The organism is Neisseria sp. HMSC066H01, assembly GCF_001837375.1.
In the GTDB taxonomy this organism is placed as follows: domain Bacteria; phylum Pseudomonadota; class Gammaproteobacteria; order Burkholderiales; family Neisseriaceae; genus Neisseria.
The window spans coordinates 466,265-488,966 of the sequence record NZ_KV832195.1; the positions used below are offsets into that span (position 1 = coordinate 466,265).

The window sequence follows — 22,702 nt, forward strand, 5'->3', positions numbered from 1 at the left end:
AGGGTATTTTACACGCGCAAACCGTATTTGCCGATATTTCAGACGGCCTTATGTTATGATACCGCCTTATTCGACAAAGACATGCCCATGGATAAACCCGTTTACCTCTACACAGACGGCGCATGCAAAGGCAACCCCGGCGCAGGCGGCTGGGGGGTATTTATGCGCTACGGCACACACGAAAAAGAACTGTTCGGCGGCGAAGCCGAAACCACCAACAACCGCATGGAGCTGACCGCAGTCATCGAAGGACTGAAATCCTTAAAGCGCCGCTGCCAAGTCGTCATCTGCACCGACTCGCAATACGTCAAAAACGGCATGGAAAGCTGGATACACGGTTGGAAAAAAAACGGCTGGAAAACCGCCGCCAAAAAACCGGTTAAAAACGATGATTTATGGAAAGAGCTGGATAGTTTGGTTCAACAACACGATGTCCGCTGGACATGGGTAAAAGGCCACGCCGGACACCCTGAAAACGAAAAAGCCGACGAGCTCGCCAACCGAGGTGCGGCAAAATTTTTATAACATTTCACCCATGACTGCACTCAAACATCTCAAACCATTCTTTTGGATTGCTATCATTGCATTGATTTGTGTGACGCCCATCGCGCTTATGTTCGCCTATTCGCCCTTTCATGATGTCGATGATTTTTTTCGCTTTGGCTTGTGCGATCACGTTAAGAATGCCGAAGAATGTGCCGACTTAATCACGCCCTCCTATTTATTTTGGTGGTTTATACCTGAACCGTGGCTTTTCGCATTCATATCTCTGACTGCCATTTACCTCGTTCTAAAAATCCTGATTGAAATCATCCGATTCCTATTCAGACTGAGAAAGAAAAAACCATGACCTGCCCCATCTGCACTGCCGACAACGAAGATATTTTGCTGCAAACGCCAAACCTGCGCGTCATCGCCGTCCACAACGAAGCCGGCGCACCGGCATTCTGCCGCGTGATTTGGAATAACCATGTTTCCGAGATGACCGACCTTTCCCCTGCCGAACGCAACGAAATCATGGAAATGGTGTATCAGGTTGAAGCCGCAATGCGCCAAGTCTTCCGCCCGGCCAAAATCAATCTGGCCAGCCTCGGCAATGTTGTGCCCCATCTGCATTGGCACGTCATCGCCCGCTTTGAAAACGACGCCAACTTCCCTGCACCGATTTGGGCCGCGCCCGTACGCGAACACGGTATGACCCTGCCCGAAAATTGGCCGCAACAAATCAAAAACTTAATCGCTTAAACTTTCAGACGGCCTGCAAGGCTCGATACGCTCAGTTCAGGCCGTCTGAACATATAACGAAAGGAAAACCTCAATGACTTCCACCACGCGCCGCCATTTCCTGCGCACCTGCTCTGCCGCGGCAGGCGCAGGGTTATTGCAAGCCTGTGGTACAGGCACAACCACCACGCCGCAAACCAAAACCACTTCCACCACCGCGAAAGCCCAAACCGTGCAACCTAAGCAACCCCATCCGCCACGTTCCGGCGACAACCTCCTGCGCGTTGTTGCGCCGTCAGGCTTCGCCGAAGACCCCAACCGCGTAACCACCGGCCTGACCCGCCTCTACAATGCAGGCTTTACCGTGACTAACCAACAAGCAGGCAGCCGCCGTTACCAACGCTTTGCCGGCAGTGACGCCCAACGCGCCGCCGACTTCCAAGACGTTGCCGGCGGCCGCGTCGAAACGCCTAAAGTTTTGATGGGCCTACGCGGCGGCTATGGCGCGGCACGCATCCTGCCGCAAATCGACTTTGCCTCACTCGGCGCCAGAATGCGCGAACGCGGCACATTGTTCTTCGGCTTCAGCGACGTGTGCGCCGTCCAACTCGCCCTATTGGCCAAAGGCAATATGATGAGCTTTGCCGGCCCGATGGTGTACAGCGAATTCGGCAAAGCAGACCCCAGCGTCTTTACCATGGATTCGTTCATCCGCGGCACGACCAACAACGTCAACATCGTTGATGTCCCAACCATCCAACGCGCCGATGTCAACGTCGAAGGCACATTATGGGGCGGCAACCTCAGCGTTCTCGCTTCCCTCGCCGGTACGCCTTACATGCCCGATATTCAAGGCGGCATCCTCTTTATCGAAGATGTCAGCGAGCAACCCTACCGCATCGAGCGCATGCTCAATACGCTTTATCTGTCAGGTGTTTTACAAAAACAACGCGCCATCATCTTCGGCGACTTCCGCATGGGCACCATCCGTGACGCGTACGATTCCAGCTACGACTTCTCCGCCGTCGTCAACCACATTTCGCGCACCGCCAAGATTCCTGTGTTGACCGGTTTCCCATTCGGCCACATCACCAACAAAACCACTTTCCCGTTGGGCGCGCATGCCAAAGTCCGCAGTACCGGCAACGGTGGTTATTCCGTAACCTTCAGCGGCTACCCGACGCTGAACCCGTCCGCACTGACACTCAACAACCTGCTGCCGCCTCCCGTGCCGACTTACGACAGCACCATCTACCGCGACAGCATTACTGAAGAAGTGACCGAATAAGGCTTGTTCAAATAAAAAGGCCGTCTGAAACCCAGTTTCAGACGGCCTTTTTATCTTAAGTCTTAACCGTAACGTCGTTGGAAATCTTTCATAAATTCGGCCAACGCGTTCACACCTTCAAGTGGCATCGCATTGTAAATGCTGGCGCGCATACCGCCGACGGTTTTATAGCCCTTAAGCAGGCACAAGTCCTGCAACTCGGCTTCCAACACAAAACGGCGGTCCAAATCCTCGCTTGCGGTTTTGAAGACCACGTTCATTTTGGAACGCGCATCAGGATGAATATCGTTGATGTAAAAACCGCCGCTGCCGTCTATCGCCTCATACAAGGTTTGCGCCTTCATTCGATTGACCGCTTCAATTTTTTTCACACCGCCCTGCGTTTGCAGCCAGCGGAACACCAAGCCCGACATATAAATCGCATAGGTGGACGGCGTGTTGTACATACCGTCGCGGTTGATGTGCGAACGGTAGTTGAACACATCGGGAATATCGTTCGGACAACGCTCCAGCAAATCCTCGCGGATAATGACCACGGTCGCACCGGCAGGGCCGATATTTTTTTGTGCGCCGGCATAAATCAGGCCGTAATCGGATACATTAAACTCACGCGACAAAATCTCGCTCGACATATCGCACACCAGCGGCGGCAGGCCGTCTGAAAGTTTGGGGACGTTTTGATACTGCAAGCCGTTTACGGTTTCATTAATCGCAAAATGAACAAACGCGGAATTCGGGTTGACATCCCAATCCTCAACCGCAGGCAGATTTTTATAGGCATATTGCTCGCCGCCATGCGCGGCCAAACGGATTTCGGCATTGCTCAAACGGCTCATCTGTTCATAGGCAATACGGCTCCAGTTGCCCGTTACCACCGCGTCGGCAGTCGCAAAACCGTGTGCCAAATTCATGGCCACCATATTGAATTGCGTGGTCGCACCGCCCTGCAAAAACAGGATTTTATAGTTGGACGGAATATTCAAAAGCTGGCGTAAGTCTTGTTCGGCATGATGCAGAATACTCAAAAACATATCCGAACGGTGGCTCATCGCCATCACGGGAAAACCCGTACCGTTGTAGTCGAGCATTTCCTGTTGCGCGGTACGCAATACGGCTTCCGGCAATACGGCAGGACCTGCGGAAAAATTATAAATCGGGTGTGCGGACATAGCGGCCATCTTTCTTATTCGGAGGGTATGAAGAAATTGTAGAACCGCCTTGCACATTGTGCAAGCACGAAAAATCAGGAAATCCAAGGCCGTCTGAAAACAAAGCAATACCAATTCTTTGTTTTCCAAAATAATTTCAGAAACACCATATCAAAACTTGTCAACAATTTCCTTTTCAGACGGCCTCACTCCTATCCTTCCATTTACGCAATCACTTCAAAAAATCCACGCCAAATCAACACTTTTCTTTTATCTTGAAAACAGTTATAATAGGCCAATTTTTCAAATCACACGAAAAATGGCCGCGCGGCCATTTTTTTGTTTATGTACTTCTGGAGAAGCATGGATATTCAAAGCATTCTTGATAAAACCCTGCCCGGCTTGGGCTACGAGCTGGTCGATTTCGAACTGACCGCGCAAGGCGATTTGCGCATTTTTATTGATAAAGAAGGCGGCATCACCGTCGAAGACTGCGCCACTGTCAGCAACCATCTGAGCCGCGTGTTTATGGTTGAAGACATCGACTACAAACGCTTGGAAATCTCCAGCCCGGGCCTTGACCGACCGTTGAAAAAAGCCGCCGATTTCGTGCGCTTTGCCGGCCAGAACGCCAAAATCAAAACACGCCTGCCGATTGATGGTCAGAAAAACTTCATCGGCCGCATCGAATCTTGCGAAAACGACATCGTTACCGTCTCTTTCGACGGCAAAACCGCCCAAATCGAATTGAGCAACATCGACAAAGCCCGTTTGCGCCCCGAATTTAAATTTTAAAAACCGATTACTTGGAGATTCTAGAAAATGAGTCGCGAAATGTTACAGCTGGCCGAAGCGCTGGCAAGTGAAAAAAACGTTGAAACGGAAGTCGTATTCAAAGCCCTTGAATTCGCCCTCTCTACTGCCGCTAAGAAAAAAGCCGACCGCGAGCACATGGACGTGCGCGTCGAAATCGACCGCGATACCGGCGAATACCAAACCTTCCGCCGCTGGCTGATTGTTGCCGATGAAGACTACACCTACCCCGACGTAGAAAAAACCATCGAGGAAATCCAAGAAGAAATCCCCGGCACCACCATCCAAATCGGCGAATACTACGAAGAGCAGCTGCCAAACGAAGGCTTCGGCCGCCAAGCCGCGCAAACCGCCAAACAAATCATCCTGCAACGCATCCGTGATGCGGAGCGCGAGCAAAACTTGAACGAGTTCCTCGCTTCTAAAGAAGACATTGTTTCCGGCACCGTAAAACGCGTCGAGCGCCACGGTATTATCGTTGAAGTCGTCGCGGGCAAACTTGACGCCCTGATTCCGCGCGAAGAAATGATTCCGCGCGAGAACTTCCGCAGCGGCGACCGCATCCGCGCCCTCTTCCTGCGTGTGGACGAAATCGGCAATACCGGTCGCAAACAAGTCATTTTGAGCCGTACCAGCGGCGACTTCTTGGCCAAACTTTACGCCAACGAAGTGCCTGAAATTGCAGACGGCCTGTTGGAAATCCGCGAAGTAGCACGCGACCCCGGCCAACGCGCCAAAGTTGCTGTTAAAGCCAACGACCAACGCATCGACCCGCAAGGTACTTGTATTGGCGTGCGCGGTTCCCGTGTCAACGCCGTGAGCAACGAATTGTCCGGCGAACGCATCGACATCGTATTGTGGTCTCCCGAGCCAGCCCAATTCGTGATGAACGCGCTGTCTCCTGCCGAAGTAAGCCGCATCGTGATTGACGAAGACAAACACGCCGTTGACGTGATCGTTGATGAAAATCAACTGGCGCTGGCCATCGGCCGCGGCGGTCAAAACGTCCGTTTGGCTTCCATCCTGACCGGCTGGCAGCTGAACATCATGACCGTTGAAGAAGCCGACGAGCGTAATGCCGCCGAAGACGCCGTTATCCGCAACCTCTTCACTACCCACTTGAACATCGACGACGAAACCGCCGATATTTTGGTTGAAGAAGGTTTTGCCACATTGGAAGAAGTGGCTTACGTTCCGGCGGCAGAATTGCTCGCCATCGAAGGCTTTGACGAAGAAATTGTTGAAACCCTGCGCAACCGCGCACGCGACGCGATCCTGACCATGACCATCGCGGCAGAAGAAAAACTGGGCGAAGTATCTGAAGACATGCGCAATCTGGACGGCGTAGATTCCGATATGTTGCGCAAGCTTGCCGAAGCAGGCGTTACCCAACGCGACGATCTGGCCGAATTGTCTGTTGACGAATTGGTCGAAATTACCGGTGTTGACGAAGAAGAAGCCAAAAAAGTGATTTTGGCTGCACGCGAACACTGGTTTACTGAAGAAAACAACTAAGGGGGTACTGAATGAGTAATACAACCGTAGCACAATTTGCCGCCGAACTAAACCGCCCCGTCGATGATTTGCTTAAACAATTGAAAGAAGCCGGCGTCAACAAAAACAGCGGTAATGACAGCCTGACCACTGACGACAAACAATTGCTGACCGCTTACCTGCAAAAGAAAAACGGCAGCAACAGCGGCACCATCAGCATCCGCCGCAAAAAAACCGAAGTCAGCACCGTTGACGGCGTAAAAGTGGAAACACGCCGCCGCAGCCGTGCCGTTACCATTCCTTCTTCCGAAGAATTGGCCGCGGAGGCCAAAGCCAAAGTAGCGGCTGAAAACCAAAAAGCCGAAGCAGAAAAAGCAGCCGCAAAAGCTGCCGAAGAAAAAGCCAAAGCTGAAGCAGAAGCAGCCGCAAAAGCCGAAGCCCGCGCCAAAGCAGAGGCCGAAGCAGCCAGACTGAAAGCAGCCAAAGCCGCACCAAAAGCAGAAAGTAAGCCTGCCGAAGCCAAAAAAGAAGAAGCCAAACCGGTTGAAGCCGCAGAAGCTAAAGTAGAAGCCAAAGCAGACACCAAGCCGTCTGAAAAATCCGTTGAAGCTGAAAAACCGGCCGAAGCCAAAAAACCTGCCAAAGCCAAACAAGACAAAGGCGGTAAAGGCAAAGAAGCGAAAAAGGCAGCCAAACCTGCCGCGCCTGCCGTACCGCAACCTGTCGTCAGCGAGGAAGAACAGGCTCAACGCGATGAAGAAGCCCGTCGTGCTGCCGCCCTGCGTGCGCATCAAGAAGCTTTGTTGAAAGAAAAACAAGAGCGTCAAGCACGCCGCGAAGCCATGAAACAACAGGCCGAGCAAGAAGCAAAATCTGCCAAAGAAGCCAAATCCAAATCAGGCGAACGCAACAAACCTGCCGATAAAACCAAAGCCTCAGCCGGCGAAGGCAAATCCGAACACAACGCGCGCAATAAAAAAGACGACCGCCGCGATCGTGACGAAGAGAACCAAGGCCGCAACGCCAAAGGCAAAGGCGGCAAAGGCGGTCGCGACCGCAACAATGCGCGCAACGGCGACGACGAGCGTGTACGCAGCGGTAAAAAAGGCAAGAAACTCAAACTCGAGCCGAACCAACACGCCTTCCAAGCACCGACCGAACCTGTCGTACACGAAGTCTTGGTTCCCGAAACCATTACCGTTGCCGATTTGGCGCACAAAATGGCCGTTAAAGGCGTGGAAGTGGTCAAAGCCCTGATGAAAATGGGCATGATGGTCACCATCAACCAATCCATTGACCAAGACACCGCCCTGATTGTGGTGGAAGAACTCGGCCACATCGGCAAACCTGCCGCCGCCGACGATCCTGAAGCATTCTTGGATGAAGGCGTGGAAGCCGTGGAAGCCGAAGCATTGCCGCGTCCGCCGGTGGTTACCGTCATGGGTCACGTTGACCACGGTAAAACTTCCCTGCTGGACTACATCCGCCGCGCCAAAGTGGTACAAGGCGAAGCGGGCGGTATTACCCAGCACATCGGTGCATACCACGTTGAAACCCCACGCGGCGTGATTACCTTCTTGGATACTCCGGGTCACGAAGCGTTTACCGCCATGCGTGCGCGCGGTGCGAAAGCAACCGATATCGTGATTCTCGTGGTCGCAGCCGACGACGGTGTGATGCCGCAAACCATCGAGGCGATTGCCCACGCCAAAGCCGCAGGCGTGCCGATAGTAGTTGCCGTCAACAAAATCGATAAAGAAGCCGCCAACCCAGAGCGTATCCGCCAAGAGTTGACCGCGCACGAAGTCGTGCCGGACGAATGGGGCGGCGATGTACAATTTATCGACGTTTCCGCCAAAAAAGGCATCAATATCGACGCCTTGCTCGAAGCCGTCTTGCTCGAAGCCGAGGTATTGGAACTGACCGCCCCTGTCGATGCACCTGCCAAAGGCATCATTGTCGAAGCCCGTCTGGACAAAGGACGCGGCGCGGTTGCCACCCTCTTGGTGCAAAGCGGTACGCTGAAAAAAGGCGATATGCTGCTGGCCGGTACTGCGTTCGGTAAAATCCGTGCAATGGTTGACGAAAACGGCAAAGCCATCAATGAAGCCGGACCGTCTATCCCTGTCGAAATCCTCGGCTTGTCTGACGTACCGAATGCAGGCGAAGATGCAATGGTGTTGGCCGACGAGAAAAAAGCACGCGAAATCGCCCTCTTCCGTCAAGGCAAATACCGCGACGTGCGCTTGGCCAAACAACAGGCCGCGAAACTGGAAAACATGTTCAACAACATGGGCGAAAACCAAGCCCAATCCTTGTCCGTCATCATCAAAGCAGACGTACAAGGTTCTTACGAAGCTTTGGCGGGCAGCCTGAAAAAACTGTCCACCGACGAAGTGAAAGTGAACGTGTTGCACAGCGGCGTGGGCGGCATTACCGAATCGGATGTCAACTTGGCCATCGCTTCCGGCGCATTCATCATCGGCTTTAACGTCCGTGCAGATGCTTCCGCACGCAAACTGGCTGAAAATGAAAACGTGGAAATCCGTTACTACAACATTATTTACGATGCCATCGACGACGTGAAAGCCGCCATGAGCGGCATGCTCTCTCCGGAAGAGAAAGAGCAAGTCACCGGTACGGTCGAAATCCGTCAGGTTATCTCTGTTTCCAAAGTCGGCAATATTGCAGGCTGTATGGTTACCGACGGCGTGGTCAAACGCGATTCCCATGTCCGCCTCATCCGCAACAACGTGGTCATCCATACCGGCGAACTGTCTTCTTTGAAACGCTACAAAGACGACGTCAAAGAAGTCCGCATGGGCTTCGAATGTGGTCTGATGATCAAAGGCTACAACGAGATTATGGAAGGCGACCAACTCGAATGTTTCGACATCGTCGAAGTTGCCCGTACGCTGTAATCAGACAGGCCGTCTGAAAAATCAGAAGCAGGTTTTGCAATGCGAAACCTGCTTCTTTTTTCAGACGGCATTTTTACACTCTTCATAGTTTGAAACTATAGAAATCAATGTGTGGTATAGAAGGCACAAAACAATCAAACAAGGCAAAACCATTTAGTAAAAGAAGGGACGGCAAACACGGCCCGACAAGGCTCTCTAATTATTGTCATATCTTAATGTTTTTGTTGTTTTTATCAAATTTCGGCACTAGTATATATAGCCTAAACACAATACAAATTAAGCAATACCGGCCATATGCCGGATACGTTTACTTCCTTGTTACTCTCATCAATATCTAAAGAAAATATCATGACAACCGAAAAAGCAACCCGCATCCGCAATGCGCAATTTGAATTACGACATGCAGAGCAATTACAACCTCCCTCCCTTGCCCAAACAACCACAGGCACGCCCGGGGATGACGTTTATTATGTCACCCGCAGCGACGATACAATCATTGAAGACCCAAACGGCGGCGATGATACGGTTTACAGCAGCGTCAGCTATACCCTCCCCAACTACGTTGAAAACCTTGTTTTGACCGGTACGGCCAACATCTTCGGCGCAGGCAACAACAGCAACAACATCCTCATCGGCAATGAAGGCCGCAACCGCCTCAACAGCGGGCGTGGTGACGACATCGTTTACGGCGGTGGCGGCAACGATTTCATTAACGGCGGCGAAGGCAACGACCGTCTTTTCGGCGAAACAGGCAATGACACCCTCAACGGCGAAGCAGGCAACGATGTGCTTGAAGGTGGCGAAGGCGACGATACCTACCTTTTCTCTGCCCAAAGCGAACAAGACACCATCATCGACAACCAAGGCCACAACAGCATCCGCTTCCATACCGACCTGAGCCTTAACGATTTAACCGTCGAAGTCCGAAACAACGAAACCGGCGGTCAAGACTGGCTGATTGCCGTGAAAAACAGCAATGCCGTTTTAACCATCCAAAACCAATACACGCAAAACGGCACAACGCCGGCAGTCTCCCAATTCATCATCGGCACACAAAAACTGAATGTAAACAGCTTTGCCAAATATTTTGACCTTTCCCTGACAGGTCATACTGAAAGCGGCCGGACCATCGATGGTAGCGACGGCAATGACCATCTGATCGGCACATCCGGCGACGATATTATCGACGGCAAAGCCGGTGCCGACATTATGGAAGGCGGAGACGGCAATGACACTTACTACGTTGATGATGTAAAAGACGTGGTGATTGAACAAGCTGGCGGCGGCGAAGACACCGTATTCAGCAGCATTTCATATACTGCCGCCACCCACGTTGAAAATGTTACCTTGACCGGCTCGGCCAATATTTTTGCCGCCGGCAACAACAGCAATAACATCCTGACCGGCAACGAAGGCCGCAACCGCCTCAACAGCGGACGCGGTGATGATACCGTTTACGGCATGGGCGGCAACGACAACCTCAACGGCGGCGACGGCAACGATTATCTGGATGGCGGCGACGGCAATGATGCCATCAATGGCGATGCTGGCGACGATGTTTTGGTGGGCGGCAACGGCAAAGACATTCTGAAAGGCGGCGCCGGAAACGATACCTATATCTATGGCGACAACGATACCATTATCGACAACCAAGGCATCAATACCCTCAAGTTTTCAGACGGCCTGAACACTGCCAAGCTCAACCTGAAGACCATTCATAACAACGACGGCAGCCAAAGCTGGGAAATTACGTCGGAGCAAGGTTCAGCCCTGATTCAAAACCAAATCGGCGCAGATGGCAGCATTTCCATCGACCGTTTCCAGTTCAGCGACCAAACCTACACTGCCGCGCAGTTCCAACAAGCCTTCCAAGCCCTGAAAGCCGAAACCATCAAATTTGTCGGTACAAACGGCGACGATACCTTTCATGGCGATGCAGGCAACAATGAAATCGACGGCGGCAACGACGGCCGAGACATCCTCTATGGCCACGACGGCGATGACATCTTGCGCGAACACAGCGAAACCTATTACGGCAACGAACCCGCTTCCGACGATAAACTCTACGGCGGCAATGGTAACGACAAACTCTATGCCCATGTAGGCGCAGACTTACTCGACGGCGGCGCAGGCAATGATTATCTGGAAGGCGGCGAACACAACGACACCTATATTTTCGGAAAAGGTTACGGACACGACACCATTTTCGACTACAACTTCGGTTTCGACAACGAGGCCGGCCTGCACACGCTCAACGCCAACACCGTGAAATTTATCGGCGGCATTACCCTTGACGACCTTGAAATTACCGTTGAAAAAGGTTACGACAAAACCGGGATTGCCGACCTGCCCGACAGCAACCAATTTGTATCTCCACCCCTGCTGGATGGCGATACTTGGCATATCCGCATCAAAGGTACAGACGATGTTTTGACCATCAAAAACCAAAGCGGCATTTATGGGGCGATTTCTGAATTTCAGTTTGACGGCAATGCCTCATACAGCACGGGCGAACTGATCAACCACTTCAAACTGTCTATCCCGCACATGATCGGCAACAAAAACATCGTCCAATACACCGGCCAACCCGTTGAAGAACTCAACCGGGATGTGTACAACAACTTCAACCACACCATCCATGCCGATAGCGACAACAGCGATTTAGATTTGTCGCGTTATACTTCTGTTGTCGAATACAGGGGCAACCGCAGTGATGAAACCATTACTTTGGGCCGCGGCATCAACATCGTCGATACGGCCGGCGGCAACGACACCATTACCGATCCGGGTGCCGACAACACCGTCATCATGTTTGGCAGAAACAGCGGCAACGACACCTTCAACCCATACGGAGGCAGCGATACCCAAGTCCGTTTCAAAGAAGGGCTGACGCTGAAAGATTTACAGTTAAAAACCGGCGATGATTGGGTCTTAACCATCAAAGATACAGGCGACACCCTGACCATCCATGATATTGCCAACAATAATATCGACAGCTTTGTATTTGAAAGCGGTAAGAGCTACACCGCCGACGAAATCAGCAAAGCACTGATTACTGAAAATATGCAAAACAACGGTATCCTGTAAAACCCAAAGGCCGTCTGAAACCTGAATTCAGACGGCCTCAGTCTTTTGCTGATTTATTTATCTTTCCGCTATATAATTATTCTCATTCAAGTTCACAAGAAAGAATAAAACATGGATGCCTTAAATCTCCTGACCACACGTCGCTCTTCCAAAAAACTGACGGTTCCGGCACCCAATGCCGAGCAACTGGAACAAATGCTGCAAGCGGCAACCCAAGTGCCCGATCACGGCAATATGCGCCCTTACCGCTTTACCGTTATTCAAAGCGAGGCCGGTTTGCAACGTTTCCGCGAGCTTTTGAGCAAGACCGTTACCGAACTCAACTTCGGCGATGATGCCATGAAAAAGGCCGAACGCGTCGGCAACATGGCGCCTATGATTATCGGCGTTACATTTGCGCCGAACCGTGAAGTGGCAAAACCTAAACCCGAATGGGAGCAAATGCTGACCGCCGGATGCGCCGCCTACGCGTTGCAACTGGCCGCATCAGCCCAGGGCTTCGACAATGTTTGGATTACGGGCATGTGGGTCAACAGTCCATTGTTGCGCGAAGCATTTGAGTGTACCGACAAAGACAAAATCATCGGCCTGATGATGATTGGCTCGCCGACAGAAGAAGGCGGCGGCCCGAAAAATACCAACCTGGAATGCTTTACCACTTATTGGTAAAGCCTGAAAATACTCAGGCCGTCTGAAAACCTGATTTAATGGTTTTCAGACGGCCTTTTTACGTCTCTTGTCAAAATATCAAGCAGGATTCATAAACGCTTCAACTTCTTCCAAAGAAATATCCGCCGTTGCACCATGACGCGAAGCAACCAACGCGCCCAACGCACAAGCAAAAGTAATGGCTTCTTGAGGAGGCGCATTATTGAGCAGCTTGTAAGTCAAACCGCCAAGAAAGCTGTCGCCAGAGCCGACAGTATCCACCACTTTAACGCGGAAACCGCAATGGCGGTACACCTCGCCGTCCTTATACAAAACCGCGCCATGGCTGCCCAAAGTCACACACAAGATTTTGACACCCGTCAGCTTAACAAGGTAGCTGATATTTTGTTCGATACTGTGATAAGGAGAGCCGTAAGCCGCGGCCAATTCATACAACTCATCGTCATTGAGTTTGACCATATCGGACTGTTTCATGGTCTCCAACAAGCGGTCAATATCGTAATGCGGCTTGCGCAGATTAACGTCAAAAATTTTGAATTTGGCTTCTTTCAATAAAGCATCCAAGCTTTTACGCGAAACCTCATCACGGGTTGCCAAGCTGCCGAAAACGAACGCATCGGATTCTGCCACTCGCTTGATTGCCGCATTATTATTCGCAATTCTGTCCCACGCACAAGGATAAACAATCTCATAAGACGCGCTGCCAGACTTGTCCAAGTGTACTTTTACCAAACTGGTCGCGCATTCTTGGCAAACCTGCAAATAATCAGTATTGACGTTTTTGCTTTGGACCTGGCGCAGCAATTCCTCGCCGTCGGCATCATCACCGCGACGGCTGATGATGGCAGCATCGATACCCAAAGACTGCAAACGGACAGCAACATTCAAGGGGGCGCCACCCAATACCTTTCCGTTTGGAAAATCGTCCCACAGCACTTCGCCGAAACTGGTTACTTTCATTCTTAACCTTCCTTATTTGAGGTTGATTGGCAGGGTCTGCACACCCGACAGATTTTTTGCAAATCATGTACTTGTAGTAAAACTCCAGCATCGGGGGCAAAAGTATTATGTTTTAAAATATTGGGACTGACAAGCAATTAAGGGCATATCAGACAATAAACTTGATTCATCACAAAATTATATCGTCCATATTTTTTCTTTTTCTTTCACATTTATCCCCTCTGATTTCATTAAAACAAAACATTCTGAAATTTAAATACAAAAGGCCGTCTGAAAACTGATTCAATCAATTTTCAGACGGCCTTTACTGAATTATTGCAGTGTTTAGACTACAACCTCTTCTTTTTTCTTCACTTCTTTGGCAATGTTCTCACGGCTCAAACCGAACATCAGCAAAAGCGGGCTGGCAACCAATACGGAAGAGTAAATACCGAACACGATACCGATGGTCAGCGCCATAGAGAAGCCATGCAAGGCCGCACCGCCGAACACCAGCATAGAAACAACCATTGCCTCGGTCGAACCGTGGGTAATGATGGTACGGCTCATGGTAGCGGTAATCGCGTTGTCGATAACCTCCGGAACAGTATGGCCGCGCATATGCGGTTTGCGGAAGTTTTCACGAATACGGTCAAACACCACCACGGATTCGTTCACGGAATAACCCAAAACTGCCAAAATACCTGCCAAGACAGTCAATGAAAATTCCCATTGGAAGAAAGCGAAACAGCCGAGAATAATCACAATATCGTGCATATTCGCAATAATCGCCGATACTGCAAAACGCCACTCAAAACGCATGGACAAGTAAATAATAATACCTGCCACCACGAAGCCTAATGCCATCAAACCATTGGTGACCAATTCTTCGCCGACTTGAGGGCCGATGAATTCGACTTGGCGCAAGGTAACGTCAGGATTGTCTTTTTTCAGCAAATCCATTACTTGGTTGGACAATTGGGCGGAGGTTACGCCTTCTTTGTTCGGCAGGCGGATCATGATGTGCTTGTTCGTACCCAATGCCTGAACCTGTACATCGCCCATTTTCAGCGTATCGAGGCGTTCGCGTGTTTTATTCACATCAACGCCCTGCTGATATTGGACTTCCATTACCGTACCGCCGGTAAATTCGACGGAGAAATTCAAGCCTTTGGTTACCAAAAAGAACACGGCGGCGATAAACGTAACCAACGAAATAAAAGTCGTCAGTTTGCCGTAGCTCATAAACGGAATATCGCGTTTGATTTTAAATAATTCCATGTTTTACTCCTTGCCTTCTGCCATTTCAGCTTTCGGCTTCCATACCGAACCGATGGAAATATTTTGCAATTTGCGACGACGGCCGTACCACAGGTTGACCAAAGCACGGAACACGACCACGGATGAATACATCGAAGTCAGAATACCGATACAGTGTACAACCGCAAAACCGCGTACCGGGCCGGAACCGAATACCAACAAAGCGATACCGGCAATCAGGGAGGTCAAGTTGGAGTCGACAATGGTTGCCCAAGCGTGTTGGAAACCGAGGTTGATGGCCTGCTGCGGTGCGACACCGGCACGCAATTCCTCACGGATACGTTCATTAATCAACACGTTGGAGTCAATCGCCATACCCAAGGTCAAGGCCAAGGCGGCAATACCCGGCAAGGTCAGCGTTGCCTGCATGGCAGACAAAATACCCACCAAAAACAAGATATTGGTACTCAAGGCAATGGTAGAGAAGAAACCCATCAAGCGGTAGTAAATCACCATGAATGCAGCAACAGCAGCGAAGCCCCACAAGGTAGAGTGGAAACCTTTTTCAATGTTTTCTTTACCCAAAGACGGGCCGATGGTACGTTCTTCAACAATCTGCATCGGTGCGGCCAGCGAACCGGCGCGCAGTAACAATGAAGTATCGTTGGCTTCGGCTGTCGTCATGCTGCCGGAAATCTCCACGCGGCCGCCGGTAATGGCGGCACGGATGACAGGCGCGGTAACGACTTCGGATTTACCTTGGTCGATCAACACCATAGCCATACGTTTACCCACATTGGCTGAAGTCAATTCGCCAAAAATGCTACCGCCCGCACTATCTAGGCTCAGGCTCACGGCAGGCGCGCCCATTTGGTCAAAGCTAGGTTGCGCATCGTTGATGTTGTCGCCGGTCAATTCAACTTGTTTGTTGACCAAAATAGTTTCCGGATGATCGCCACCGCTTGACAGCAATTCGTAACCGGTCGGCACATTGCCGTTCAAAGCTTCTTGCAGTTTGATCGGATCGTCTTCCACCATGCGCACTTCCAAAGTCGCGGTACGGCCGATAATGTCTTTGGCTTTGGCAGTATCTTGCACGCCCGGCAACTGTACGACAATGCGGTCAAGGCCGGATTGTTGGATAACCGGTTCGGCTACGCCCAATTCGTTCACACGGTTGTGCAACGTATTGATGTTTTGTTTAACCGCATCAGAACGTACTTTATTGATTGCCTCTTCAGACAAAGTCAGCACGATATTGTTACCGTCCGGCAGCAGCGTGGCTTCAGGGAACAATTTTTGCAACTGAGGCAAGGCTTTTTGTACATCGGCAGCATCTTGCAAAGGCACGGTCAGACCGTTTTCAGTCTGATGCACCGTGCCGGTACGGATTTTTTCGCGGCGCAGTTCGCGGCGGATGTCGCCGGAATAACGTTCAAACGTTTTCTGCATCGCGGCTTTCATGTCCACCTGCATGGTGAAATGCACGCCGCCGCGCAAGTCCAGACCCAGGAACATCGGATTGGCTTTGATTTTCGCCATCCACTCAGGGCTGTCTGCCAACAGGTTGAGCGCGGTAATATAGCCCTCGCCCAAAGTATTTTCGATGACGTCGCGTGCTTTCAATTGCGTTTCGGTATCTTTGAAACGCACTTTCAGCGAGTTGTCGACGATGAACATACCATCAGTCTGAATACCTGCCTGTTTCAGCGCAGCATCCACTTTAGACTGGGTTTGATCGTTGATCACGATGGCTTGTCGGTTGGTCGATACCTGTACGGCAGGCGTTTCACCGAAAAGGTTGGGCAGCGAGTAAACAGCCGCAACCACAATCGTGAACGCAATCAGCAGGTATTTCCATAAAGGATAACGGTTCATGGTAAACCTTTGCTTTATTTATAAAGGCAAACAGCCGCGCTCGGAAAATGAGGCGGCTTTTTGCAAAAAAACGGATTATTCGGCTTTCGCGGCAATCGCGTTGCGCTCAACTTCCACTTCGATTTTCGCACCTTGACCGATGTCGACAGTGTAGAATTGCTCGCCGACTTTGGTCACGCGGCCTTTGAAACCTGCCGCCAAAACGACTTTATCGCCGACTTTCAATGCGGCCAACATCGCTTGGTGCGCTTTGAATTTCTTTTGTTGAGGACGCATAATCAGGAAGTAAAACACCACCATGATCAGCACTAAAGGGGCAAATTGAGCCACTGCTTGATTCATAATATATCCGTTCTTTCAAGTTTTAGATTAAGTAAAAAACTGCACACTGCAATCAAACACATTGGTTGGACTGCAAAATTGAGCTATTCTAAAGGCCGTCTGAAAAATTTCCAAGTATTTCCGTATTTATTAACCATATTTAGCAGTCTTTACGACTTGTCCGACACATACCGTTCCATGTTCAAAAAAATCCTTTGGCGCATCAGCACCCGCCTGCGCCGTTTGTTTGGCAAAAACGCCCGCACCGTATGGATTTCGCATCCGATATTCCTACAGCACCAGCCAGGGCCCAACCATCCCGACAGGCCCGAACGCATCAGCGCCATTCAAACCGCCTTAAAACAAGAAGGCATTTGGCGTCGCCTGCAAACCGCCGAAGCACCGGAAATCAAAGATGCGCAGCTGGCATTGGTCCACTCGCGCAACTATCTGCACGAATTGGAGGCCGCCCAGCCGCTCCCCGGTAAAATCCACCGTATCGACGACGATACCGTCATCTGCCACGACTCCCTTCAAGCCGCCCGTTTTGCGGCCGGCGCCGTCGTCAAGGCAGTCGATATGGTGATGAACAAAAAGGCCTGGCATGCTTTTTGCGCCATCCGCCCGCCAGGCCACCATGCCCACAGCAACAGCGCCGGCGGATTTTGCCTGATCAACAACGTTGCCGCCGGCGTGATGCACGCCATTGCCCAATACCGCTTGCAACGCATCGCCGTCATCGATTTCGACGTCCACTTCGGCGATGGTACGGCGGAGATTCTCCAAGACGATCCGCGCGTGATGTTTTTCAACCTGTTTGAAACCGACATCTTCCCCTTCCCTCAGGCGGAACAATACGCCGGCAATAAGAATATGCTGCATACGCCCCTCAAACCGGGCACAGGCAGCCGTATCTTCCGCACGACCATCCGCGAACAATGGCTGCCCAAGCTCACGGCCTTCCGCCCCGAGTTGGTGTTGCTTTCGGCCGGTTTTGACGGGCACAAACAAGACGAAACAGGCCGTCTGAACCTGCATGAAGCCGATTTTGCCTGGTTGACGCACAAAATCGTCCAAGCAACGGCAAGCTGTCAGGGACGTGTCGTTTCCGTACTGGAAGGCGGCTATACCTTGGAATCCATGTCTAAATCCGCCGCCGCCCACATTCGTGTATTGGCGGGCTTAAGCAAGGCCGACTACGTCATCGCCTACCAAAAACATCTGAAGCGTGGCAAAAGTAACAATCCTACACCATAACGCATTCAAACTATTGACCCCAGGCCGTCTGAAAACAGATTATCCATTTCAGACGGCCTTTTTTTCATTTACAAACTTTAATTTGAGCAAAGACAAACCATTTTCATATTATCAGTAGTAAAATAACAAACATAAAACATATCAATAAAAACACTTCACACGCCACACTGCTACCCTTTCCCTAATTGACCGTCTTTTTCAGACGGCCTCCACTTTAAAAAAGGAGCGTTACAATGAAAGCAGCACGTTTTTACAACAAAGGCGACATCCGCATCGAAGACATTCCCGAGCCAACCGTCGCTCCGGGTACTGTCGGCATCAATGTTGCGTGGTGCGGTATCTGCGGTACCGACCTGCACGAATTCATGGAAGGCCCGATTTTCATTCCGCCTTGCGGCCATCCGCACCCAATCTCCGGCGAGTCAGCGCCAGTAACTATGGGTCACGAGTTCTCCGGCGTGGTTTATGCCGTAGGTGAAGGCGTGGACGACATCAAAGTCGGCCAACACGTTGTCGTTGAGCCCTACATCATCCGCGACGACGTACCGACCGGCGAAGGCAGCAACTACCACCTCTCCAAAGACATGAACTTCATCGGCTTGGGCGGCTACGGTGGCGGCTTGTCTGAAAAAATCGCCGTTAAACGCCGTTGGGTACACCCTATTTCCGACAAAATCCCATTGGACCAAGCCGCTTTGATTGAGCCTCTGTCTGTCGGCCACCATGCTTATGTACGCAGTGGCGCGAAAGAAGGCGACGTCGCATTGGTCGGCGGCGCAGGCCCAATCGGTTTGCTGTTGGCTGCCGTACTGAAAGCCAAAGGCATCAAAGTCATCATTACCGAATTGAGCAAAGCGCGTAAAGACAAAGCACGCGAAGCCGGTGTGGCCGACTACATCCTTGACCCATCCGAAGTCGATGTCGTCGAAGAAGTGAAAAAACTGACCAACGGCGAGGGCGTGGACGTCGCATTCGAATGCACCAGCGTTAACAAAGTACTGGACACCATGGTCGAAGCCTGCCGTCCGACTGCAAAAGTCGTTATCGTATCTATTTGGAGCCACCCCGCCACCATCAACGTCCACAGCGTTGTGATGAAAGAGCTGGACGTGCGCGGCACCATCGCCTACTGCAACGACCACGCCGAAACCATCAAATTGGTTGAAGAAGGCAAAATCAACCTTGAGCCTTTCATCACCCAACGCATCAAACTGGACGAATTGATTTCCGAAGGCTTCGAGCGCTTGATCCACAACAATGAATCCGCAGTAAAAATCATTGTTAATCCCAATCTTTAATCCTAAGGTTTAAAGAATAAACAGGCCGTCTGAAACTTTTCAGACGGCCTGTGTACTTGATAAATTCCCGAATGGCCCAATTCTATACCAACCATTCACTTATCAAGAGTAAAACTCCATGAATCCAAAATATGCCCCACTCTTTCAAACATACACCCTCAATAACGGTGTAACCATCAAAAACCGCCTTGTCGTCGCCCCCATGACCCATTACGGCTCACAAGCCGACGGTTTGATCAGCGACCAAGAGCGTACCTTCCTCAGCAACCGCGCAGGCGATATGGGCTTGTTTATCACTGCCGCCACTTTGGTTCAAAAAGACGGCAAAGCCTTTCACGGCCAACCTGAAGCCACAGGCGAACACTGCCTCGACAGCCTGAAAGAAACCGCACAAATCCTGCAACAACAAGGCGCAAAAGCGATTTTGCAAATCCATCACGGCGGCTCCAAAGCCATTGATGACCTTTTGGACGGTCTCGACAAAATCAGCGCTTCCGCCAGCGAAGCCGAACACACGCGCGAAGCGACCGCAAAAGAAGTCGAAGCACTCATCGCCTCTTATGCGCAAGCCGCCGATTTGGCGCTTCGTGCCGGTTTTGACGGCGTGGAAATCCACGGCGCGAACGGCTATTTAATCCAACAGTTTTACTCTGCCCAAAGCAACCGCCGCAACGACCAATGGGGCGGCAGCTTGGAAAACAGAATGCGCTTCCCGCTGGCCATTATCGATGCCGTGGTTGCCGTCCGTGAAAAACACCAGCGCGACGACTTCATTATCGGCTACCGCTTCTCCCCCGAAGAGCCGGGCGATGACGGCTTGACCATGACTGAAACCGGCGCACTGATTGACGCATTAGTACAAAAACCGCTGCAATATCTGCACGTTTCCCTGTGGGAATTTGATAAAAAAATCCGTCGCGGCGGCGATACCGCCCAAACCCGTATGCAGTTCATCCATGAACGCATCAACGGCAAACTGCCGCTTATCGGCGTGGGCAACCTGTTTACCGCCGACCAAATTTTGGCCGCCTATGAAACCGGCTGGGCAGAATTTATCGCATTGGGCAAAACCGTGATGATTAATCCGCACATCGCCACGCAAATCCGTGAAGGCCGCGAAGATGAAATCGAAACGCAACTCGACTCGACGCGCACCGACCATTACGGCTTCCCCGACACCTTGTGGAGCTCTACCTCCAGCGGTACGCAATCATGGCTGCCGCCGGTAAAAGGCGCAGAATGGAAACCGATGGATATTTAATCATCGATTCATAAACAAAGGCCGTCTGAAACTTTTCAGACGGCCTTTGTTTTGGTGCAAACATTGAATTATCAAGCATTTTTTTGTACAATTCCGCATCTTTCAATCTATTGCAGGGCGTGTTGCACACGCCCTTATTTTAGCCTGTTTTCCAACACCCATATCCTTCAGGCCGTCTGAAAAAACGGCCTGAACCTTTTTGCAAAGAAAACCATGTCCCAAGAAATCCTCGACCAAGTGCGCCGCCGCCGCACGTTTGCCATCATCTCCCACCCTGACGCGGGTAAAACCACGTTGACCGAAAAACTGCTGCTGTTTTCAGGTGCAATTCAAAGCGCGGGTACGGTAAAAGGCAAAAAAACCGGCAAATTCGCCACCTCCGACTGGATGGAAATCGAGAAGCAGCGCGGCATTTCCGTGGCATCAAGCGTGATGCAGTTCGACTACAAAGACCACACCGTCAACCTCTTGGACACGCCGGGACACCAAGACTTCTCCGAAGATACCTACCGCGTATTGACCGCCGTCGACAGCGCCTTGATGGTCATTGACGCGGCAAAAGGCGTGGAAGCGCAAACCATCAAACTCTTGAACGTCTGCCGCCTGCGCAATACGCCGATTGTTACCTTCATGAACAAATACGACCGCGAAGTGCGCGATTCTTTGGAATTGCTGGACGAAGCGGAAAACATCCTGCAAATCCGCTGCGCGCCCGTAACCTGGCCGATCGGCATGGGCAAAAACTTCAAAGGCGTGTACCACATCCTGAACGATGAAATCTATCTCTTTGAAGCGGGCGGCGAGCGCCTGCCGCACGAGTTCGACATCATCAAAGGCATCGACAATCCCGAATTGGAACAACGCTTTCCGTTGGAAATCCAACAGTTGCGCGACGAAATCGAATTGGTGCAGGCCGCTTCCAACGAGTTCAATCTCGACGAATTTCTCGCCGGCGAACTCACGCCCGTGTTCTTCGGCTCGGCGATTAACAACTTCGGTATTCAGGAAATCCTCAATTCATTGATTGAATGGGCGCCCGCGCCGAAACCGCGCGATGCGACCGTGCGCATGGTCGAGCCGGACGAGCCGAAGTTTTCCGGATTTATCTTTAAAATCCAAGCCAATATGGACCCGAAACACCGCGACCGTATTGCCTTCTTGCGCGTCTGCTCCGGTAAATTCGAGCGCGGCATGAAGATGAAACACCTACGCATCAACCGCGAAATCGCCGCCTCCAGCGTGGTAACCTTCATGTCGCACGACCGCGAATTAGTGGAAGAAGCCTACGCCGGCGACATCATCGGCATCCCGAACCACGGCAACATCCAAATCGGCGACAGCTTCTCCGAAGGCGAACAACTGGCGTTCACCGGCATCCCCTTCTTCGCACCCGAACTCTTCCGCAGCGTACGCATCAAAAACCCGCTGAAAATCAAGCAACTGCAAAAAGGCTTGCAACAGCTCGGCGAAGAAGGCGCGGTACAAGTCTTCAAACCGATGAGCGGCGCGGATTTGATTTTGGGCGCGGTCGGCGTGTTGCAGTTTGAAGTCGTTACCTCGCGCCTCGCCAACGAATACGGCGTAGAAGCCGTGTTCGACAACGCATCCATCTGGTCGGCGCGCTGGGTATCGTGTGAAGACAAGAAAAAACTGGCAGAATTTGAAAAAGCCAACGCAGGCAATCTGTCGATAGACGCAGGCGGCAACCTCGCCTACCTTGCGCCTAACCGCGTCAACTTAAATCTGACGCAGGAACGCTGGCCGGACATCGTGTTCCACGAAACGCGCGAGCATTCGGTTAAACTGTAAAATACAAAGGCCGTCTGAAACTTTCAGACGGCCTT

18 protein-coding genes are annotated in these 22,702 nt (G+C 51.3%); 13 read left to right on the forward strand and 5 right to left on the reverse strand.

Annotation, left to right across the window (positions count from 1 at the left end; all coding sequences use genetic code 11):
- Positions 1-87 precede the first annotated feature (87 nt).
- From rnhA to HMPREF2551_RS09035, 4 genes are all read left to right on the forward strand, one after another.
- The gene (gene rnhA, locus HMPREF2551_RS09020) at positions 88-525 is read left to right on the forward strand and encodes a ribonuclease HI (RefSeq protein ID WP_049323866.1); all 438 of its coding nucleotides are present in this window, start codon (positions 88-90) and stop codon (positions 523-525) included.
- Between the two features lie 10 nt (positions 526-535).
- Positions 536-850 carry a hypothetical protein gene (locus tag HMPREF2551_RS09025; RefSeq protein ID WP_070838564.1) on the forward strand — a complete coding sequence of 105 codons (315 nt, stop codon included), beginning with the start codon at positions 536-538 and terminating at the stop codon, positions 848-850.
- Positions 847-1,245: an HIT family protein gene (locus HMPREF2551_RS09030; protein WP_036491586.1), complete on the forward strand. Its 399-nt coding sequence runs from the start codon at positions 847-849 to the stop codon at positions 1,243-1,245. The genes HMPREF2551_RS09025 and HMPREF2551_RS09030 overlap by 4 nt, the downstream gene beginning before the upstream one ends.
- A 73-nt stretch (positions 1,246-1,318) precedes the next feature.
- On the forward strand, positions 1,319-2,512 hold the full coding sequence (locus HMPREF2551_RS09035) for an LD-carboxypeptidase (RefSeq protein ID WP_070838566.1): 1,194 nt from the start codon (positions 1,319-1,321) through the stop codon (positions 2,510-2,512).
- Between the two features lie 62 nt (positions 2,513-2,574).
- On the opposite strand, the gene serC is transcribed toward HMPREF2551_RS09035, so the two are convergent.
- Entirely contained in the window at positions 2,575-3,681 is a 1,107-nt protein-coding gene (gene serC / locus HMPREF2551_RS09040; RefSeq protein ID WP_070838568.1) for a phosphoserine transaminase, read from the reverse strand.
- A gap of 342 nt (positions 3,682-4,023) precedes the next feature.
- Between serC and rimP the strand changes: the two genes are divergently transcribed.
- The 5 genes from rimP to HMPREF2551_RS09065 all read left to right on the forward strand — a co-directional run bounded on the left by rimP (position 4,024) and on the right by HMPREF2551_RS09065 (position 12,644).
- The gene (rimP, locus tag HMPREF2551_RS09045; RefSeq protein WP_003745685.1) at positions 4,024-4,455 is read left to right on the forward strand and encodes a ribosome maturation factor RimP; all 432 of its coding nucleotides are present in this window, start codon (positions 4,024-4,026) and stop codon (positions 4,453-4,455) included.
- 27 nt (positions 4,456-4,482) lie between these two features.
- Complete coding sequence (nusA, locus tag HMPREF2551_RS09050; protein ID WP_036493524.1) at positions 4,483-5,988, forward strand: transcription termination factor NusA; 1,506 nt, start codon at positions 4,483-4,485, stop codon at positions 5,986-5,988.
- A gap of 11 nt (positions 5,989-5,999) precedes the next feature.
- Positions 6,000-8,888: a translation initiation factor IF-2 gene (infB, locus tag HMPREF2551_RS09055; protein WP_070838570.1), complete on the forward strand. Its 2,889-nt coding sequence runs from the start codon at positions 6,000-6,002 to the stop codon at positions 8,886-8,888.
- A gap of 348 nt (positions 8,889-9,236) precedes the next feature.
- Positions 9,237-11,975 (forward strand): calcium-binding protein, encoded by a 2,739-nt coding sequence (locus tag HMPREF2551_RS09060; RefSeq protein ID WP_070838572.1) that lies wholly within the window; start codon positions 9,237-9,239, stop codon positions 11,973-11,975.
- Positions 11,976-12,086: 111 nt separating this feature from the next.
- Complete coding sequence (locus HMPREF2551_RS09065; RefSeq protein ID WP_070838574.1) at positions 12,087-12,644, forward strand: nitroreductase family protein; 558 nt, start codon at positions 12,087-12,089, stop codon at positions 12,642-12,644.
- A gap of 78 nt (positions 12,645-12,722) precedes the next feature.
- On the opposite strand, the gene HMPREF2551_RS09070 is transcribed toward HMPREF2551_RS09065, so the two are convergent.
- The 4 genes from HMPREF2551_RS09070 to yajC form a co-directional block, all read right to left on the reverse strand.
- On the reverse strand, positions 12,723-13,604 hold the full coding sequence (locus HMPREF2551_RS09070) for a carbohydrate kinase family protein (protein ID WP_070838576.1): 882 nt from the start codon (positions 13,602-13,604) through the stop codon (positions 12,723-12,725).
- 324 nt (positions 13,605-13,928) lie between these two features.
- Positions 13,929-14,864, reverse strand: a complete 936-nt coding sequence (gene secF, locus HMPREF2551_RS09075; protein WP_003686183.1) for a protein translocase subunit SecF — start codon at positions 14,862-14,864, stop codon at positions 13,929-13,931.
- 3 nt (positions 14,865-14,867) lie between these two features.
- Complete coding sequence (gene secD, locus HMPREF2551_RS09080) at positions 14,868-16,721, reverse strand: protein translocase subunit SecD (protein ID WP_003745673.1); 1,854 nt, start codon at positions 16,719-16,721, stop codon at positions 14,868-14,870.
- Positions 16,722-16,796: 75 nt separating this feature from the next.
- Positions 16,797-17,063 carry a preprotein translocase subunit YajC gene (gene yajC, locus HMPREF2551_RS09085; protein WP_003675720.1) on the reverse strand — a complete coding sequence of 89 codons (267 nt, stop codon included), beginning with the start codon at positions 17,061-17,063 and terminating at the stop codon, positions 16,797-16,799.
- Between the two features lie 177 nt (positions 17,064-17,240).
- Between yajC and HMPREF2551_RS09090 the strand changes: the two genes are divergently transcribed.
- The 4 genes from HMPREF2551_RS09090 to HMPREF2551_RS09105 all read left to right on the forward strand — a co-directional run bounded on the left by HMPREF2551_RS09090 (position 17,241) and on the right by HMPREF2551_RS09105 (position 22,667).
- On the forward strand, positions 17,241-18,299 hold the full coding sequence (locus HMPREF2551_RS09090; protein ID WP_070823211.1) for a histone deacetylase family protein: 1,059 nt from the start codon (positions 17,241-17,243) through the stop codon (positions 18,297-18,299).
- Positions 18,300-18,532: 233 nt separating this feature from the next.
- The gene (locus HMPREF2551_RS09095) at positions 18,533-19,597 is read left to right on the forward strand and encodes a 2,3-butanediol dehydrogenase (RefSeq protein WP_070838578.1); all 1,065 of its coding nucleotides are present in this window, start codon (positions 18,533-18,535) and stop codon (positions 19,595-19,597) included.
- A 118-nt stretch (positions 19,598-19,715) separates the two neighbouring features.
- The gene (locus HMPREF2551_RS09100; protein ID WP_070838580.1) at positions 19,716-20,858 is read left to right on the forward strand and encodes an NADH-dependent flavin oxidoreductase; all 1,143 of its coding nucleotides are present in this window, start codon (positions 19,716-19,718) and stop codon (positions 20,856-20,858) included.
- 213 nt (positions 20,859-21,071) lie between these two features.
- The gene (locus tag HMPREF2551_RS09105; protein ID WP_070838582.1) at positions 21,072-22,667 is read left to right on the forward strand and encodes a peptide chain release factor 3; all 1,596 of its coding nucleotides are present in this window, start codon (positions 21,072-21,074) and stop codon (positions 22,665-22,667) included.
- The last annotated feature ends 35 nt before the right edge of the window (positions 22,668-22,702 follow it).